Raw genomic sequence first — 18871 nt, forward strand, 5'->3', positions numbered from 1 at the left:
TCTCATTTTAAAAATAGAATACTTTTAATATCAAGATTGTATGTGTCAGGAAGAAAAGAAAAAGAGACCAAGCAACTATTCGTTGCTTAGTCTCCATAAGGGCATCAACCCTATTTGACATAGAGCCGTTATTTATAATATGCTATACAAGTCTTCAAATAGCAACTACTTTTACTTTAATGTAATATAGAAGAAAAGGTTACTTAATACTCTATTTATTCAAGAATACGAGAATAGGATGCTGAATTTTCTATCATGGAGAAATAATTCTTTCATATCAAATTTTAAAGCGAGGAAACATTATGAAAATTAAATACCGGTCTCAACAAAGTCTATCAAGTGAAGAACGTCAAGCTGCAAGACGTCTTATTGCTCATTGTCACCAAGAGGATCAAACATATTCTGATCCCTATCTCTTTAATCGCTATAATTTTGATCGATCGATGCCAAGTTTCTTTACAGCGTTTCATGGAGAAACAATGGTTGGTTTATTGGCTGTGTATGCAGATGACCCAGAAGTGGAAATAACACTCATGGTGGATCCGGAACACCGTTTAAACAGGATCGGACACAAACTTTATCAAAATTTCAAAGTAGAAACAGCACCTTTTGGGATTGAATCAGTTACTTTTAAATCTGAGCGGGTTTTCTTAGATGAACATCCTCAGCTGATAAGTCATTGGGGGTTAGAAATAACTGAAGAGGAAATTTTGATGGGACGTGATCGAATGCCCTATGTCATTGGAGAGCGTTTAGATATTAATGTCAAGCGAGCTGCCATGGTTCATACGGAATCTATCGCACGCTTTCAAGCGGAAAGCTTCGAGAATGACTATGAACTGAGCTTAAGGTATGCGAAGGAAACGGTGGCAAATCCTGAAAGTCCTATTTATCTCGCCATAAAAGATGAAAAAGTGGTCGCTTCTGTTTCAGTCGATCAAAATACAGATGTCAATTACTTATTTGCTATTGCAGTAGATCCCTTATTTCAAGGTCAAGGTATAGCCAGTTACTTAATGAAGAAGACAATGAATGACTTAATGGTCCATTCGGACAAAGTGTTTCATTTAGCAGTTGAAGTGGGTAATCTACCCGCTCTTGGTCTCTATCAAAAACTAGGATTTTCACAACTGACCCGAATTGTTTATTTAGATTTCATAGCATAAATTAATTTTCAAACCACTCGTGCTACAGGTTTTCTGGTCTTTATTGTTTGAAAACGCATTTTACTTTCAAATAAAGTTTGACAGATCAATATTTTTGAACTATACTAAGTGAGTAGTAAAGAAATAAGTTAATTAAGTCATTTTCATCCAACAAATGTAAATCTTCTTTTTAATTATTTAGTTATTGCAATACAAAGTGCATAAGATGCACACAGGAGGATTTATATATGAATACAGGTACAGTGAAATGGTTTAATGCAGATAAAGGTTTTGGTTTTATCGAGGGACAAGACGGGAAAGATGTTTTTGCACATTTCTCAGCCATCTCTGGAGACGGCTTCAAATCATTAGATGAAGGCCAAGCAGTGTCTTACGACGTTGTTTCAGGCGATCGTGGCGACCAAGCCGCAAACATCGTAAAACTTTAATAAAATTTAAACTCACCAGCTTTGCTGGTGAGTTTATTTTTTTCAATTAGTTTTTAAATTCCTATAGACTTAAAAAATATTAGTGATTATCTTTAACATATCGCTGGCACGCTATCCTAGCTTTTTGCCGTATAGGCAGAGTCTTAATCGTGAGTTACTGATTAAAGAGCATAAAAATATACAAACTTCAAGTTAATTTTTTGAATCCGGTAAAATTTTCTCCTTATTTCTTTCTTACTAAAAGTACTAAATAAAAAATCTGACAGAAAGTAAAGATACTAAGTGATTTTAGAATTTAAGGATGTTTAATCATAGAGATTCAGTCAATAGAGAATTGATAGATGATTAAAAGACTAATGATTTACAATTTATATAATATAAAATGATGTGAGGACGATTCGATACTAAAAATATAATCGAATAGTTATATGAGGGATCAGGATATTTTTAAAATTCTTTTACCCATTTTTTTAGGAGGAACAAAATATTGAATTTTTTAAACAAAAAGCAAATTTTCTCTATACGTAAATTTAAAGCGTATGGCGCACAATCAATCCTTTTAGGGACAGCTACAGTTGCTTTATTAACGGTTAGCACAACAGTGTATGCCCAAGAGGCTAATGGCGCCAATGATAATCAAGACGCAGTTATAGGTCAGCTTAATAGTTCTACTAATGCATCTTCATCTATGGCGTCAAGAGATGAAGATGCGGAAGCTGTAAGCAATATTCCTACAGATGAAGTGAACACTGTCACAACGCCAGATTCGGATAAAATAACAGGAACTCAAACTCTAACTGAATTGCCAACAAACGAGGATACTTTTCTTGAAGGAAAAACATCCACTAAAGAGGATGTTTCGTTTGAAAATGTTTCGGAAGAAGGAACTGTTTCTAAAGAAAAAGCAGAAGATCAATCAATGAATAATGAAGAAGTTACAAAGTTTTCAGAAGTGGGTTCAGATAATGAGGACCAGTTTGATTTAGAAGGTTCAAATTCAAAATTAGGAAACGAATCAGAATTAAAAGATCAAATGATTGTGTCTGACAAGCCAATTGAAGAAGAGGACAATCAAGTGGATGCCCTCGCTAGTCAAGTGATGTCTACATCTGAGTTACCCACTGAAACGGTTGTGACAGAGTTAGTAAATGATTCGGCTCCAATTTTAGAAGACTATTTTAAATACTTCACTTCTGAATTAGAACGGAATGTATTCTTTTTTGGTAGTCAAATTAATTATGAAGCCTATTTAAATGATAGAAATACAAATCCAGACAAATATATTAATGCTGAATCCGAATTAGATGAGCTAAAGATTTTTGATATAGAATTATATAATGACATCACTTCAAAGTGGGATTTCATGCGAGAGGATGTTATATTATCAAAGGAGAGTCTTCCTCAAATAAATGGCCCAATCATTTCTGTGACTAACCCAGAAGCTTTGGACAGTGAAGATTATAAAAACTATGAGACTTTGTTAACTACTTCTATTTCAAACAATTCCTCCCAAGATTTGTCTAATCTTGCTCTGGTAGTTTTCCCTAGTAAATATTTTGAAAAATATATACGTGTTTCTGAATCAAGAAATTTAGGAAATATTTCAGAAAAAATTTTTTTTTCTATAATAGGTATTGATAATTTGGCCGCTAATACTTCAATACAAGTTAATTCCGAGATTCAATTTGATTTTAGAAATCCAAAGCCTGAAGTAAGCTACAATGAAGATGTTAGATATGCTATTATTCAGTTGAGTAAGTCTTTTGTGGATTCTGACGAAGGACTGAGAATGATTCAAGGAAGTTCAATAATTAGTTCTGGAAACTTCATAAATCTAAATATGACAGCACCCACTGAAAAAACAATCGATGAAATTGTAGCAGCCTTTATGGATGCTTCTGGACCTAATGAAATTGATGAAGTATCTGAAAAGCCTACTTCTTATGTAAAAGTTTCAGATGGGGGTTCTTCAGGTATGAGAGGGAGAATTTTATTTAATGATAATGAAAATGTTCATCTTTTGGGAGAAGAAACAAGATTTATTTTAGAAATTGACTCCAAAGTAACAGATGCTAGTTTTTCATCCGAAGAAGATTTAAAGACTTTAGATGTTACTTCTAAAATGTTGACTGAGGGCAAATTACGTTCAAGAGGAGACTTTGATTATACTAATTTAGTTTATTACAATCCTAAGAACTTAAATCCTAATGAAAAAGCTTCAATTCCTGTCAATTATTATGTCGAAAAAAATGGGGAAAGACGCCTTATGGGGTTAGCCGAAGCGAGCTATTTATACAAGCTGACGATGATCGAACATTTTACTGGTGTATCGGAGAAAATAGATAAAGAAACTATAACCGTCGACGAAGGAGTTACTGCTAAAACATATTTTAAATCACAAATGCCAATGGGTAGTCAGGTTCAGCATGTGTTTAATATTCCAGATGGTATAGAGCTAGTGAAGCTTATTGGCTCTTATTCAAGTGAAATGAATGAAAACACTTTAACTAAGTTAATCTATGCGGACGGATCAACTCTGGAAGCTAAGACATTGAATGAATTGAATGAGCTATTGAAAATTAAACCAGTTAAGAAATTGATTCTAGAAACGATTAGAAAGAAAGCGATATCATCTTATGAAAGTTTTTATGTTTACTTTAAGCAAAAGTCAGGAGGAACTGTAGAGTTGACGGCTAATGTTTTTGATGAAAAACGTCAACGTATAGATACAGGAGTAGATGGACGTCGTACTAGTTATTTTGAGATGATACTAGGAGAAAAACCAATTACTTTTGAACTGCCAAGTTATAGTCCAATTTCATCGGAAGATACTATTAATTCGCAAATTTGGGATATAACGTCATCGGACTTTGATCAAGCTGGAGAGGTCACCTTCTTCCAAATAGATAATTTTTCGAATGGAAACATAGATTTAATGGCCTCAACTGTATCAAATCTTCAAAGTTATAAAACAAATAATGGTACTGAGAAACTGGCAGATGGGAAATATTTGCATTATACAACATACATTCTTACTGATTTAACTTTTAATACTATTTATAGTACAGATCATTTCGGAATAAGCATTAATACTCATGAACTTCATGATTATCTTCCCGGGAAATATTCTGATATTGTGACGGGATATACGATTACCGCTCCTTATGATGGGGGAGCTTCCGGAAAAATGACTGAGTACACTGAAGATCAGGTTATTAAAACTTTATCTGGATTGGGAATGAATATTGATCAGGCCTATGCCTTAAAACGTAGTTATACACTGACTGACTTGAGTCAGATTGCTACAAACTCAAAACAGAAAAAGGATAGCGAGATTACCTATGAACCTGTAGAAGAGCTAGTCATTAAACCAACCGAAAAAGTGGATAAAAATTTCACATTGAAAGTAGGACCAAATTGGGGCATCGAAAATGTAGAAGTTGTTACTTTTATTCCGAAAGTGGGAGATGTTGCTGGATCTGATTTAACATCACTTTTAATTGACAAAAGTTTAGATGTTAGCCTAAATGGACAAGACGTAGCATACAAATTGTTATATTCTAATAGTTTAGAACCTCAATATGTGAATGAGCACTATGTAGAGTTAGGTACAAATGATTGGTCCGATAGTTATACTGATATTGATGCAGTGACAGCCTTTAAAGTTATATTTGATTCTCCTCTATCTGCTAATGACCTTATCGGCATTAATTACCAATTGAAAGCAGAAAAGGATCTACGTGATGGCGAAAAAGCAATCACTAAAACCATTGTTCAAGCAAGTAACGCTAACAATAAATTAGTTGTAGCTGCTCCAGATTCTATCTTTAGTATATTATCGAAACAGAATATGATTTTATCAGGCCAAGTCTTCTCTGATGATGATTTATCTAACTCTTTCACAAAGGGTGATAATGGAATTATTGATGTAACCTTAGTTCTGTGGCAACAAAATAAGGACGGAAAGTTTGAAAAGACAACTAAAGCAATCACTTCTAATGATCCTATAAAGGGGAACTTTAAATTTGATAATCTCGATTCTGGAACTTACCGTGTTCAAGTAGTTATGCCAAAGAACGTTTCCGCAACCAATGCTTCTCCAAATCGATTGACATCTATTGATGATAAATACTTTATCAACTTATCAGGAAATACAGATTTTAAAATAGGAGATTTAGTAGGATATGATAAGATTGAAGTGAGCGATTTGCTTGCGCCATTATCTGTGACTCAAAAAGCACGTTTCATTATTAAAGATGAGACTGCTAATAAAGAGTTGTATCGTAAAGATTTGTCAGGCCTAACAGGAGAAGCAATAGGTCACGATATTCAAACAGAAATCGATAGCTATCTTGCGAAAGGGTATGAAGTAAAAACAAGCCCATCCTATGATTCCAAACAAAAATACACTTCTGTTATAAGTGATATAGACGAATTTATATATGTGCTAGTACATGGAACACAAACAAGTGAAGAATCTAAGGATATTAGTCGTACTATTAAGTATGTATTTAAAGAAGACCAGTCACAAGCCGCGCCAAACAAAATACAGACGATTACATTTAAGCGTGAGGTTACTGAAAATAAGGTAACAGGGGAAAAAGAATTTGGAACTTGGAAGAGTGACAGTAATACTTTAGGAGCAGTTGAAAGTCCATTATTGTCTGGTTATACAGCGGATAAACTTGAAGTGACAAGTGTAACTTTGATGGCTGATGATGAAAATATAGTCGAAGTTGTAACTTACATCAAGCACGGTGAAAAAGTCGAAGTCGAAGAGCAAACGATTCCGTTTGAAACCGAGCGCGTAGAGAATGCTAACCTTCCAAAAGGGGAAGAAAAAGTTATTCAAGAAGGTAAAGAGGGAATGAAAGTGATTAAAACGGTCACTCCTACGTTAAACGGTGAGCCGAGTGGCGAACCAATTGTGACGGAAGAAGTGATCCAGGCACCGGTGAAAGCAATTATCGAAGTCGGAACCGGAGTTGTTGATACCCTTGTCACAGAGGAAGAGCAAACGATTCCGTTTGAAACCGAGCGGGTAGAGAATGCTAACCTTGCAAAAGGGGAAGAAAAAGTTATTCAAAAAGGTAAAGAGGGAATGAAAGTGATTAAAACGGTCACTCCTACGTTAAACGGTGAGCCGAGTGGCGAACCAATTGTGACGGAAGAAGTGATCCAGGCACCGGTGAAAGCAATTATCGAAGTCGGAACCGGAGTTGTTGATACCCTTGTTACAGAGGAAGAGCAAACGATTCCGTTTGAAACCGAGCGCGTAGAGAATGCTAACCTTGCAAAAGGGGAAGAAAAAGTTATTCAAAAAGGTAAAGAGGGAATGAAAGTGATTAAAACGGTCACTCCTACGTTAAATGGTGAGCCGAGCGGCGAACCAATTGTGACGGAAGAAGTGATCCAGGCGCCGGTGAAAGCAATTATCGAAGTCGGAACCGGTAAAGTTCCTGAGAAACCGCAGTCGCTTCCTGAGACACCTTTGGATGAAGTGGGTTCAGAAAACCCAGTAGAATCTAATTCGGAGGTTACGGAGGATAAAGAAGAGAGCTTAGTAAGCTCGAAAATTTCAGAAGGATCAGAAGAGTCTGAGCTTTCTAGAGCGGGAGCATTGCCAAATACAGGAGACACAAGATCATTTGCTTTATTCTCAGGAGCAGTCCTTTCAATTTTAGGGGGACTATTTCTTGCAGTGCCCAAAAAGAAAGAAAATCAAGAATAATTAAATTCAAATTTCAGAATTAGTTTAGAAATTTAAATGAATCAGAATTTCTCTGGATTATATTTTTCCGAGGGAGATTCTGATTTTTATAAAAATTTATTTCTGAATTTCCGATGAATATTTTTGTTAAGATGAACCATTTTTTTGTTTAAGCCGAATTGATAGATAGCCTGTATGGATTGGACAGAACGCAGAATAGATTGCAGCTGAATTAAATGAGAAGACCTTTAATGAAGATGAAAAGTAAAGCAGCTTAGATCGGTATGAAAGCATCATTTACTTTCAAATAAAGTTTGACAGATCAATATTTTTGAACTATACTAAGTGAGTAGTAAAGAAATAAGTTAATTAAGTCATTTTCATCCAACAAATGTAAATCTTCTTTTTAATTATTTAGTTATTGCAATACAAAGTGCATAAGATGCACACAGGAGGATTTATATATGAATACAGGTACAGTGAAATGGTTTAATGCAGATAAAGGTTTTGGTTTTATCGAGGGACAAGACGGGAAAGATGTTTTTGCACATTTCTCAGCCATCTCTGGAGACGGCTTCAAATCATTAGATGAAGGTCAAGCAGTGTCTTACGACGTTGTTTCTGGCGATCGTGGCGACCAAGCCGCAAACATCGTAAAACTTTAATAAAATTTAGACCCACCAGCTTTGCTGGTGGGCTTTTTTTGTGTAGTTTATTATAAACTGATTGACAAGTGTTATATGCTGTTATATACTGTTTGCGAAAGGGGCAAAATGCATGCAAATAATTATCGATAATACAAGTATGACTCCTCTTTATGAACAAATTGTAGATCAGATAACCGCAATGATTCTAGCAGGAGAAATACCGGCTTCAAGTGCGCTTCCTTCCGTGAGATCCCTTTCTAAGGAATTGAAGATCAGTGCGCTAACGGTCAAAAAGGCCTATGACCAATTGGAGAGAGAAGGGTTTATTGAGACAGTTCATGGTAAAGGATCTTATGTTTTAGAAGCCAATCAAGAACTTTTACGCAATGAACAGTTGATGCAAGTGGAAACTATTATGGCTCAAGCGATTGAAAAAGCACAACTTTTTCACTTAAGTAAAGAAGAAATGCAGTCCATATTTGATTTATTAATGGGGGATTGGGATGTTAAAAGTTAATAATTTAAAGAAAAATTACGGTTCTTTTCAGCTCGATTGCAGTTTGCAAGTTAAAGAAGGAATGATAACCGGCTTTTTGGGTAGAAACGGATCAGGAAAAACAACGACGATCAAGGCGATTCTCGGTCTGATCTTTCCTGATCAAGGGGAAATTGAATTTCTTGGGCGTCCGATTAATCAGTTAACTGGTCATGATAAGGAGAAGTTGGGGGTCGTTTTGTCGGATTCCAGCTTTAGTCGAGTGATGAATTGTAAAGATGTTTTAGCTATCTTAAAACGTAGCTACCGAAACTTTGATGAGCCCATGTTTAGACATTTTGTAGATCAGCAAGGGTTAACTTGGGATAAAAAGTTTGAAAATTTTTCGACAGGTATGCAAGCAAAACTGAAAGTAATTACGGCTATCTCGCATAAGGCTCAATTTTTAATAATGGATGAGCCGACCTCAGGATTGGATGTGGTGGCGCGTGAAGAAATATTGGATCTTTTGCGTGAATATTTAGATGAGTATCCGCAAACTAGCATTTTAATTTCTTCCCATATTGCCACAGATTTGGAAGGGATTTGCGATGATTTCTACCTCATCGATCGAGGTAAAATAATTATGTACGAGGAAATGGATCAACTTTTATCTAGCTATGGTATTTTAAAGTTTCGTCAAGAAGAACTGGATCAGATCGATCAAACGCATATCATAAAGATTGATCAAACAAATTATGGTTATTGCTGCTTAACCAATCAAAGACAGTTTTATTTAGAAAATTATCCGCAAGTAATTATCGAAAAAGCTTCAGTGGATGACTTAATTAAATTAATGGTAGGTGGGCAAAAATGAAAGGATTACTTTATAAAGATTGGCTACTAATTCGGAAGATGGGTCTGCGATTTCTGATACCAGTAGTGGTAGGAATCATTGTTCTTTATAGTGGGAACGATAAATTATTTTTTATGACTTACACCTCGATGGTAGGGATATTCTCCATTGTTTCGACTATTTCTTATGATGAGTATGATAATGGTATGCCCTTGCTTTTATCGCTACCGTATACACGGCAAGACTATGTGCGTTCAAAATATTTGTTTGCAGTTATAACCATCATTACTTTATTGATTTTTGAAGTGGGCTTGATCTCCGGTATGGCTATCTTCAAAAATATTGAAGAATTTTCTTTTACTGACAATTTTTTTGAAATATTGAGTACTTTAGTGGTATCTTCTGCTATGTGTTGGATTTTACTTCCCATTTATTTAAAATACGGTGTTAAAAAAGCAATGATTGCCATGGTGGTAGTAGGAGGACTATTATTTGGAGGAATAATGGGAGTTCTATATCTTATTAGGGAGTTTAAGTTAATTTCATTGGATCAAATACAATTCTTGCAAAATTTCTTAGCAAATGATTGGAATGTTTTCTTTTTATTGATACTAGTGATAGTAGGAATGATGGGCATCTCCTATTATATAAGCAGCAGAATCATGCAAAAGCGTGAATATTAAATTGGAGCTATAAGACATTATTCAGCTAATAAGTATTCACTTAATTTTTCACTTTTAATTTGGCCATACTAATGCAAAGCTTGCTATTAAAATTTCACTTAAAAAGTTTGAACGGGTTCAGCTTATGACTTGATTAAATAAATGAGGTGGTGACAAATGAAAGGATTACTTTATAAGGATTGGTTATTCATTCGTAAAACGAAGCTGCGTATTTTATTACCATTGATCATGATTTACATTTTTTTGTACATAAAGTCTGGCGAGATCGTTTTAATGAGTATCATTTCAATGACAGTTTTGATTTCTATACTTCCGACCATCACTTATGATGACAGTGATAATGGGATGTCAATGCTTTCAGCCTTGCCATATACTCGCCAAGATTACGTGTGCGCAAAATATCTATCTTCAATCATAATAATCGTTCTTTTATTCGTGTTTCAAGAGTGTCTAACTTCAGTAGTGGCTTTATTTCAAAATGTACAAACTTTTAATTTTATGGATAATTCCTTAAATATACTAATGATTTTAGCTGCTACTTCTATCACACTTTGGATTTTACTACCCATTCAATTAAAGTTTGGGGCTGAAAAGACGCAGTTAATAATCTTCAGTTTAATCATTTTTTGCATGATCGGAGCAACATTCTTATTTTTAACTTATCCTTTTATTTGGATAGACGTATCCAAGATGTTGAAAGGTTTATTTTCAAATAAATGGAACCGACTCATCACCTCAATTCTAGCGATGGGTATTACCTATTTTATTTCTTTAACTATAAGTTTGAGAATTATGCAAAGACGTGAATTTTAAGTATACAAATAATGAACCTCAGTTATTTCTACCTAAGAGTTCTATTATTGAATTCACGAAGGTATATAATTCGATATAAAGTTGATAGTTTGGGCCTTAATCAATTCATCTCACATTATGACTTATAAGATCTTATAATAAGATCTTATAATAAGATTTTATAAAATGAATTTGGCTAGCTATCATAGAGCTACTTGCTTTCCTAGCGTAACCTATATTAAAACGTCATTTTTTCAAATAAAAGTTGACAAATCAATATTTTTCAACTATACTAGGTAAGTAGTAAAGAAATAAGTTAATTAAGTCATTTTCATCCAACAAATGTAAATCTTCTTTTTAATTATTTAGTTATTGCAATACAAAGTGCATAAAATGCACACAGGAGGATTTATATATGAATACAGGTACAGTGAAATGGTTTAATGCAGATAAAGGTTTTGGTTTTATCGAGGGACAAGACGGGAAAGATGTTTTTGCACATTTCTCAGCTATCTCTGGAGACGGCTTCAAATCATTAGATGAAGGCCAAGCAGTGTCTTACGACGTTGTTTCAGGCGATCGTGGCGATCAAGCCGCAAACATCGTAAAACTATAATAAATTATAGCCCACCAGCTTTGCTGGTGGGCTTTTTTTATTTGAAGTTTTTTCTAATAAATTTTAAAAATGTGGGTACTCAGCTCTAACATTTGGATTGCACATTGTCTGAGATTACCCAGTGTTTCATAAGCATAATCTTCGCCAAGAACTGCTCGTGTAGAATCATTAGGTAACAATTCTTCTTTTTCCATTTCTAGATGTTCATACCATTCCGGACTACCATAATAGTTGATCAGTTTTGCAATTTTTTCCTGCTGGGCTTGAAAGGCATCGAGTTGTTCCATTAATTGATTAACGGATTGGTCAACCGATAAATAGTTTTTTTCCATTCCAATAAAGTGATCAATCTTATTCAATTTATACCCCCCTAAATCAATTTTTTATTATTTTATCATTAATAAATTGGACTTGCGATAAAAAAGATGAAGCGAAAGTGGCATCGAGATTCTATTTAGGTGATAATAGAAAAAGAAAATAAAAGGAGATATGAATATGAAGATTATTGAAGGAAAAATGCCTTTTAAAGGGCATGAGACCTATTACCGCATTGTAAATCCGGCAGGCAGTAAAACACCTTTACTCCTACTTCATGGTGGGCCAGGGTCTACTCACAATTACTTGGAAGTTTTAGACCCTCTTGCTGAATTAGATGATCGTCCATTGGTTATGTATGATCAAATTGGGTGTGGCTTATCTATGGTTACAGGACAACCAGAATTATTTACTGCACAGGTATGGAAAGAAGAATTAATGGCTCTAAGAGATTATTTGAAATTAGATCAAGTTCATATTTTAGGACAATCTTGGGGAGGAATGTTGCAACAAATATATCAAATTGAAGAGCAACCTACAGGCGTGAAGTCGTATATTTTTTCTTCAACCCTCTCGTCAGCCAAACTTTGGCGCGAAGAAGGGATGCGCCGAGTGAATCTAATGCCAGCAGTCCATCGTCAAGCTATTCTAAAAGCTGAAGAAAGTGGCAATTACCAATCATCTGATTACCTTGAAGCACTTAATGTGTTCATGGAAAGATATTGTTGTGGTCCAGTCACTGAAGATTCACCTGCTTGTCTAAAAAGAGAAAAATCAGCTGGTTCAGAAGCTTATATGGTAGGGTGGGGGCCTAATGAGTTTACACCGACTGGCACTTTGTCTGGCTTTGAATATACGGATCACTTAAGGGAAATCGCACAACCATCCTTAGTGATCAGTGGAGCGATGGATCTTTCTTCTCCATACATTGCTAAAACGATGTATGATAATCTTCCCAATGCTGAATGGGAGTTATTCCAGTATAGTCGACACATGTGTTACATTGATGAAACGGAAAAGTACATCAATGTCTTAATCGATTGGTTAAATCGAAAGGATTGATTAAATATGAGGAGGATCTATTTAGTTAGACATTCAATACGAGATCTCACCGTTAAAAACGAACAAGCACCTTTAACGGTTGAAGGAAAAAAATTAGCTGAGGAGTTGGCAAATTTTTTTGAAGATAAAGAAATCAGTGCTATTTATGCGAGTCCCTATCTTCGTGTCAAACAAACCATTGAACCTACAGCTGAACGATTAAATTTAAAAATTATTTACCAGAAAGATTTACGAGAGCGTAGGATTGGGGAATGGGTGGAAGATTTTCAAACTTTTGCGCAAAATCAATGGGATAATTTTAATTATAAGTTACCGAATGGGGAGTCACTAAATGAAGTGTCTCATCGAGTCTTATCTTGTTTTGAGGAAATAGCAGAGCTCTCACAAGGAAATATCATTATTGCTAGTCATGGCACAGCTTTGTCCGTATTAATGAATGCCCTGACAAAAAAACAGTTTTCCTATCAAGATTTCTTAAGTATGAAACAACCCCAAGTTTATGAATTAAAGTATTCTAAAAGACAAGTTGAAGAGTGGAAAAAAATTCAAATTCATTAGTTCATGAAGAGATTTATTCTACTGGACATCGAATTTCTAATGAAGAAGGGATCCTCAAGTTAAGATATTAATCAATGTATCGTAGGGCATTATTAATGGATCATGTAAGAATCATTAAAGGTTTTAATTTCTACGTTCCCTCATTAAAAATAATAAAAATTGTCTTTCTCTTGTGAACAACTAGAGAATTTAGTAAAATAGTAAAAATAATTGGGAGGAACGATATGAATAGCCACTTACCTTTACATGAATATGATCATAACCCCCGAGCCATTATTAACCCTAAAGAAGTCACAGAGAAAGTAGATAATTTTCCAGACACAGTAGTTTCTTGCTTTGCCCGCTCAACCTTCCAAAGAATGATTAATGATTATCCACATGAAGTGATTGCTTCCACTTCTACTGCCCACGGTGAAATTCCCATTTATCGGCTACAAATTGGAAAACAAACAATTGCTGCTTTCAATTCTCAAGTAGGAAGTCCGGCTTGTGTAGGCGTTCTGGAGCACTTATGGGCAATGGGTATGAAACGCCTTATTTTATTTGGAACCTGTGGTGTTCTGGATTCTAGTATTGAAGATATAGCAATTATTATTCCAAATCGAGCGGTGCGGGATGAAGGAACATCGTTCCACTATCTTAAACCAAGCTATGAACTAGACGTAAATTCAAGGAGCTTAGAAGACTTTCAATCATATCTCAACCAGAAAGAGATTTCATCGCGTATCGGTAAGGTTTGGACAACGGATGCTATTTTTAGGGAAACGATCGATCGGTATAAAAAGCGAAAAGAGCAAGGCTGTATCTGTGTCGATATGGAATGTTCAGCCGTAGCCGCGTGGGCTCAATTACGATCAGTTGAAGTGTGTCACTTCTTTTATGCTGCCGATCATTTAAGTGAGGAAGCTTGGGACAGTCGTTCTTTATCCGATCATGTTGCCTTAGATTCTAAAGCTTTCATTGCTCAAATAGCAATTGGTTTTGCCTTGGTGTGGAAGTAGATACATCCTATATAAACAAAAAGCAGCGACAGTTTGTCGCTGCTTTTTTACTATAAAACTTCATAAAGGTCGATTAAAGCACGTGCAGTATCATACGAAGAATAATTAATGATCCGATACTCAAAATTTTTATTTTTCAGTGTGTAATGCTGATCATAATAGGAAATGATGAGATCTTTGATCACTGAGGCATAGTCACCTTGATTAAGGGATTCTAAATGAATAGCCTTGCGCTGCGGGTTCATCTTATCCATTCGATTTAAGGTTTCTTTGATCTCTATTAAATTTTTCTGATCAGAATCATTTATATATTCATCTTCTATTCGCTGAATTCTTAAATCTAATGGTGAATCAATATAGACTTGATGGGGGGATTGTTTATAAACTTGATAAAGCGTGTGGGGTGTATGAACTTTGCCAATACTGGCACTTTCTCCTTCAATGAAAACAATGCCCGGTTGGAATGATTCAAGTTTGCTAATTAAGGCCGCTTCGTAATTAGCTTGGCTAGGTTGTTGACCTAATCCAATTTGACCAAAATGCGAACCTCGGTGATTCGCTAAACCTTCTAAATCTAATACCTGAGCACCCATTGCTTCGATGTGTTTTAAAATTAAGGTTTTGCCTGTTCCGGTCATACCGTCTAAAGATACGAATTGAAATTGATGAGGGAGTACTTCTAATCGATCTAATACACGTTGGCGATATGCTTGATACCCTCCAGCTAATTGATAAATTGTCAAACCTAGTCCATCTAATAAACCAACAATTGAAGAAGAACGAAAGCCGCCACTTTTACAATAGAAAATTAAAGAGTGCTTTTGGTTAGCTGCTAAAATATGACGAAAATAATTCGGTAAAATACTACTCATAAAATTTATACCCACTTGTTTAGCCTCGTCAATCTGTCCTTGCTTATAAAGTGTTCCAACGTCATGCCGCGTTTGATCATCCATCACAGGAAGGTTTGTGGCATGTGGGAGATGGCCTTGAGCAAATTCCTTAGGACTCCTCACATCAATCCAAAGAGGATTAGACAAAGAATGAGCCTCTGCATAGTCGATTATATTTTTCAAATTCTCACCCACTTTTATTTACTTTTATTATCAGTCTAATATTAAAATTTTACATCTTATGATCACAAAAGGAAAGAGAAGATTATTTTTCTGCAAATAAACCTTGATCTTTTCAGTTTATCAAGCTATAATGAATGAAATTTTATTAGTCTTTAACCGTGTACGAGATACATGAAAGATTTATATAAATAGATCAGTGAAGATTACTCTCTTCATTGACTATCCTTTTATGTGCGCAAGCAGGTCAGTAACGGTTTATAGTTACTGACCTCTTTTTTGGTTAAAACTAAGCGAATTCAACTTATGAAAGGAAGTATGAAATGACGCTTAATACCCAAATAGCTAGCCGTTCCTTCAAGTCTTGTTTAATGAATGCCGCCGGTGTCCACTGTCAAACAAGTGATGAGTTAGATGATATTTTAAATTCTCAAGCTGCTACTTTTGTTACCAAAACCGCTACTAGTCATGCGCGCAATGGCAACCCAGAACCTCGCTATGTAGGACATCTTCATGGTTCCATTAATTCGATGGGGCTACCCAATCTAGGGATTGATTACTACTTAGAATATTTGAAGGAAATTGATCGCTCAGATGTTTTTCTATCTGTGACAGGTCTTTCTAAAGAAGAAATTTATCAAGTTTTGCATAAAGTTCAAGAATCAAGCTTCGACGGTTTAATTGAATTAAATCTTTCTTGTCCTAATGTTGTGGGTAAGCCACAAACAGCTTATGATTTTGATTTAATGGATGAAATTTTAGCTGAAGTTTTTAATTTTGTGGATAAGCCTTTAGGTGTAAAATTACCGCCATATTTTGACTTGGTACATTTTGATCAAGTAGCAGGTATTTTAAATCAATTCCCCCTATCTTTCGTCAACTCCGTCAATTCAATTGGTAACGGTTTATGGATTAACGATCAATCAGTAGCGATTAAACCAAAACAAGGTTTTGGCGGAATCGGAGGAGCTGCAATTAAAGCAACAGCATTGGCTAATGTTCATGCCTTTTATCAACGCTTAAATGATTCGATAGCTATTATCGGAACGGGCGGTGTAGCTACTGGCCGTGATGCCTTTGAACATATTCTTTGTGGGGCTTCGATGGTCCAAGTAGGAACGGCTCTAATGACGGAAGGACCTCAAATTTTTGAACGTTTAGATCAAGAACTCAGTGAAATAATGACTTCCTACGGCTACCATAATCTAAAGGATTTCCGCGGTCAATTAAGATATATTGAGGAGTAAAAATAATGAGCAATCACAATTTAGTATTCAAACACTTTGTCTCAACTAAAAAATTAAACTCTGGGATGGTTATGAAGTTGATTCATCGGGCCATTGAATTTAAAAATTTAGACCGATCTCTCTTACCTCAGTATCCAGGTCACTTTGTATGCAATGTTTTCCTCGAAAACTCGACACGAACACACTTATCATTTGAAATGGCTGAAAAGAAATTGGGTATGCCAGTTATTTCTTTTGATGCTAAATCATCATCCATTTCCAAAGGTGAAACCCTATTGGACACCTTGATTACCTTAGAATCATTGGGTGTCGATACGGTAGTAGTGCGTACGCGGGAGGAAAATTATTACGAATCCTTAATGGAGTCACCGTATTTAAGTTTGTCAATTATCAATGGGGGTGATGGGGCTTCTCAACACCCTACTCAATGTATGTTAGACCTAATGACGATCTATGAGAAGTTCAATCAATTTATTGGATTAAAGATAGCCATTGTAGGTGATTTAAGTCATTCACGTGTTGCCCATTCGAATGCTGAAATATTATCACGTTTAGGCGCAGAACTCTATTTTTCAGGTCCAAGAGAATGGTACGATGAAACTTTTGATCACTTTGGTCGTTATTTACCAATGGATGAGTTAATTGAAGAGGTTGATGTATTAATGCTCTTGCGTGTTCAATTAGAACGCCATGACCAACCGGATCGATTCGATGCAGAAACCTATCATCGCTTATACGGTTTGAACAAGGAAAGAGCAAGTCGTTTGCAAAAGCATGCGATTATTATGCACCCCGCACCTGTCAACCGGGGCGTTGAGATAGCAGATGAATTAGTGATGTCAGACCAATCGGTAATCGCTGAACAAATGAAAAATGGTGTTTTTATGCGAATGTCGATTATCGAAGCAGTTATGAATGGAAAGTAGGAGAGAACATGTTATTAATCAAGAACGTGCGGATGTTGAATCATCAAGGAGGATTTCAGCCTGTTGAAATTTTGATTAAGGAGCAACGTATTTGTGCTATTGGCATCGACCTATTAAATGAGTTATCTCATGAAGAACTTAAAATTTTTGATGGTCAAGGAGGTTTGATTACTCCTGGACTGGTTGACTTGCATGTTCATTTTCGTCAACCGGGTTTTGAAGGGAAAGAGACCATTCAAACTGGCACTCAAGCAGCGGCGCGAGGTGGGTTCACGCAAGTCTGTGCCATGCCTAATTTAAATCCGGTACCCGATAACTTGGAAGATTTTACTGATTTAATAAAATTAAATCAGCAAGAAGCTTGCATTAAAGTACATCAATATGCGCCTATTTCTTTAGGAATTACTTCAGAAGAAGAACTGGTTAATTTTTCTGCTCTAACAAAGGCGGGAGCGGTGGCTTTTACCAATGATGGAAAAGGGGTACAAACTGCTGGTTTAATGCTACAAGCCATGCAAATTGCCCAGCAACTAGACCGCCCGATTGTGGCTCACACTGAGGATAATTCTCTGCTTTTTGGTGGAGTCATGCATAAGGGTAAGGCGAGTGAGCGGCTAGGTTTACCGGGAATCTTTTCGGCGACAGAATCGAGTCAAATTGCTAGAGATTGTATTTTAGCCAAAGAAGCTGACTGTCATTACCATGTATGCCATGTATCTACTAAGGAAAGCGTTGCAGTTATCCGGGCTGCTAAGGCGGAAGGTGTTCGTGTGACTTGTGAAGTATGCCCTCACCACCTCTTATTATGTGATGAAGACATTCCACAAGATGAGGGCAATTGGAAAATGAACCCACCTTTGAGAAGCCGATTTGATCAAGCAGCTTTAATTCAAGGCTTGCTCGATGGAACGATTGATTGTATTGCGACTGATCATGCCCCGCATATGGCAGAAGAAAAAAATCAAAGTATGCTCAAAGCACCTTTTGGCATTGTGGGTTCAGAAACAGCTTTCGCTTTACTGTATACCTATTTAGTTGAGCGTGGAATTTGCTCTCTTCAACAGTTGATCCATTGGATGTCGTGGGCACCGGCGAAGCTTTTCAATTTACAGTCTTCCGCTCTTGAAGTGGGGTCAGTTGCCGACTTAGCTATTTTCGACATTAATCAAGACTTTCCGATTGATCCGAGTGAATTCGCCTCTAAAGCAAGTAATACTCCTTTTGTAGGTTGGCAAGTTAAAGGAAGGACACTCGCAACGATTTACCAAGGCCATCTTGTTTATCAAGATTAAGTTAAAAAAACAAAAAGCTTTATT

The 18871-nt window shown here is 35.9% G+C and carries 17 protein-coding genes; 15 read left to right on the plus strand and 2 right to left on the minus strand.

From position 1 onward, the window contains the following. Nucleotides 1–302: 302 nt before the first annotated feature. From HF969_RS07135 to HF969_RS07175, 9 genes are all read left to right on the plus strand, one after another. Nucleotides 303–1166, plus strand: a complete 864-nt coding sequence (locus HF969_RS07135; protein WP_090290534.1) for a GNAT family N-acetyltransferase — start codon at nt 303–305, stop codon at nt 1164–1166. 227 nt (nt 1167–1393) lie between these two features. Further along, a complete protein-coding gene (locus HF969_RS07140) occupies nt 1394–1594 on the plus strand; it encodes a cold-shock protein (RefSeq protein ID WP_090290170.1) in 201 nt (66 codons plus the stop codon). Nucleotides 1595–2081: 487 nt separating this feature from the next. Beyond that, nucleotides 2082–7325 carry a G5 domain-containing protein gene (locus tag HF969_RS07145; protein ID WP_168427183.1) on the plus strand — a complete coding sequence of 1748 codons (5244 nt, stop codon included), beginning with the start codon at nt 2082–2084 and terminating at the stop codon, nt 7323–7325. Between the two features lie 443 nt (nt 7326–7768). Next, nucleotides 7769–7969 (plus strand): cold-shock protein, encoded by a 201-nt coding sequence (locus HF969_RS07150; protein ID WP_090290170.1) that lies wholly within the window; start codon nt 7769–7771, stop codon nt 7967–7969. A gap of 112 nt (nt 7970–8081) precedes the next feature. Then, nucleotides 8082–8468 carry a GntR family transcriptional regulator gene (locus HF969_RS07155; RefSeq protein ID WP_090290171.1) on the plus strand — a complete coding sequence of 129 codons (387 nt, stop codon included), beginning with the start codon at nt 8082–8084 and terminating at the stop codon, nt 8466–8468. Then, nucleotides 8455–9303, plus strand: a complete 849-nt coding sequence (locus HF969_RS07160) for an ABC transporter ATP-binding protein (RefSeq protein WP_090290172.1) — start codon at nt 8455–8457, stop codon at nt 9301–9303. Before HF969_RS07155 ends, HF969_RS07160 begins: the two co-directional genes overlap by 14 nt. After that, nucleotides 9300–9965 (plus strand): ABC-2 transporter permease, encoded by a 666-nt coding sequence (locus tag HF969_RS07165; protein WP_090290173.1) that lies wholly within the window; start codon nt 9300–9302, stop codon nt 9963–9965. The genes HF969_RS07160 and HF969_RS07165 overlap by 4 nt, the downstream gene beginning before the upstream one ends. 156 nt (nt 9966–10121) lie before the next feature. Then, entirely contained in the window at nt 10122–10778 is a 657-nt protein-coding gene (locus HF969_RS07170) for an ABC-2 transporter permease (protein ID WP_090290174.1), read from the plus strand. 394 nt (nt 10779–11172) lie between these two features. Then, nucleotides 11173–11373 carry a cold-shock protein gene (locus tag HF969_RS07175; protein ID WP_090290170.1) on the plus strand — a complete coding sequence of 67 codons (201 nt, stop codon included), beginning with the start codon at nt 11173–11175 and terminating at the stop codon, nt 11371–11373. 53 nt (nt 11374–11426) lie between these two features. Here the strand turns inward: HF969_RS07175 and HF969_RS07180 are convergent, their stop codons facing one another. Then, a complete protein-coding gene (locus HF969_RS07180; RefSeq protein WP_090290175.1) occupies nt 11427–11732 on the minus strand; it encodes a DUF4298 domain-containing protein in 306 nt (101 codons plus the stop codon). A gap of 136 nt (nt 11733–11868) precedes the next feature. Between HF969_RS07180 and pepI the strand changes: the two genes are divergently transcribed. The 3 genes from pepI to HF969_RS07195 all read left to right on the plus strand — a co-directional run bounded on the left by pepI (nt 11869) and on the right by HF969_RS07195 (nt 14309). Then, entirely contained in the window at nt 11869–12750 is an 882-nt protein-coding gene (gene pepI, locus HF969_RS07185; protein ID WP_090290176.1) for a proline iminopeptidase, read from the plus strand. 6 nt (nt 12751–12756) lie between these two features. Then, the gene (locus HF969_RS07190) at nt 12757–13308 is read left to right on the plus strand and encodes a histidine phosphatase family protein (RefSeq protein WP_090290177.1); all 552 of its coding nucleotides are present in this window, start codon (nt 12757–12759) and stop codon (nt 13306–13308) included. A gap of 224 nt (nt 13309–13532) precedes the next feature. Then, entirely contained in the window at nt 13533–14309 is a 777-nt protein-coding gene (locus HF969_RS07195; RefSeq protein WP_090290178.1) for a nucleoside phosphorylase, read from the plus strand. 50 nt (nt 14310–14359) lie between these two features. Here HF969_RS07195 and mnmH read toward each other — a convergent pair whose 3' ends face one another. Continuing rightward, entirely contained in the window at nt 14360–15385 is a 1026-nt protein-coding gene (mnmH, locus tag HF969_RS07200; protein ID WP_090290179.1) for a tRNA 2-selenouridine(34) synthase MnmH, read from the minus strand. Nucleotides 15386–15705: 320 nt separating this feature from the next. Between mnmH and HF969_RS07205 the strand changes: the two genes are divergently transcribed. Genes HF969_RS07205 through HF969_RS07215 form a run of 3 tightly spaced genes read left to right on the plus strand, consistent with a single transcriptional unit; the run spans nt 15706 to nt 18847 of the window. Next, nucleotides 15706–16629, plus strand: a complete 924-nt coding sequence (locus HF969_RS07205; RefSeq protein WP_090290180.1) for a dihydroorotate oxidase — start codon at nt 15706–15708, stop codon at nt 16627–16629. 5 nt (nt 16630–16634) lie between these two features. Then, nucleotides 16635–17555: an aspartate carbamoyltransferase catalytic subunit gene (locus HF969_RS07210; protein ID WP_090290181.1), complete on the plus strand. Its 921-nt coding sequence runs from the start codon at nt 16635–16637 to the stop codon at nt 17553–17555. Nucleotides 17556–17563: 8 nt separating this feature from the next. Next, entirely contained in the window at nt 17564–18847 is a 1284-nt protein-coding gene (locus HF969_RS07215) for a dihydroorotase (protein WP_090290182.1), read from the plus strand. The last annotated feature ends 24 nt before the right edge of the window (nt 18848–18871 follow it).

Origin of the sequence: Facklamia miroungae (assembly GCF_012396555.1) — a bacterium.
Lineage (GTDB): Bacteria > Bacillota > Bacilli > Lactobacillales > Aerococcaceae > Facklamia > Facklamia miroungae.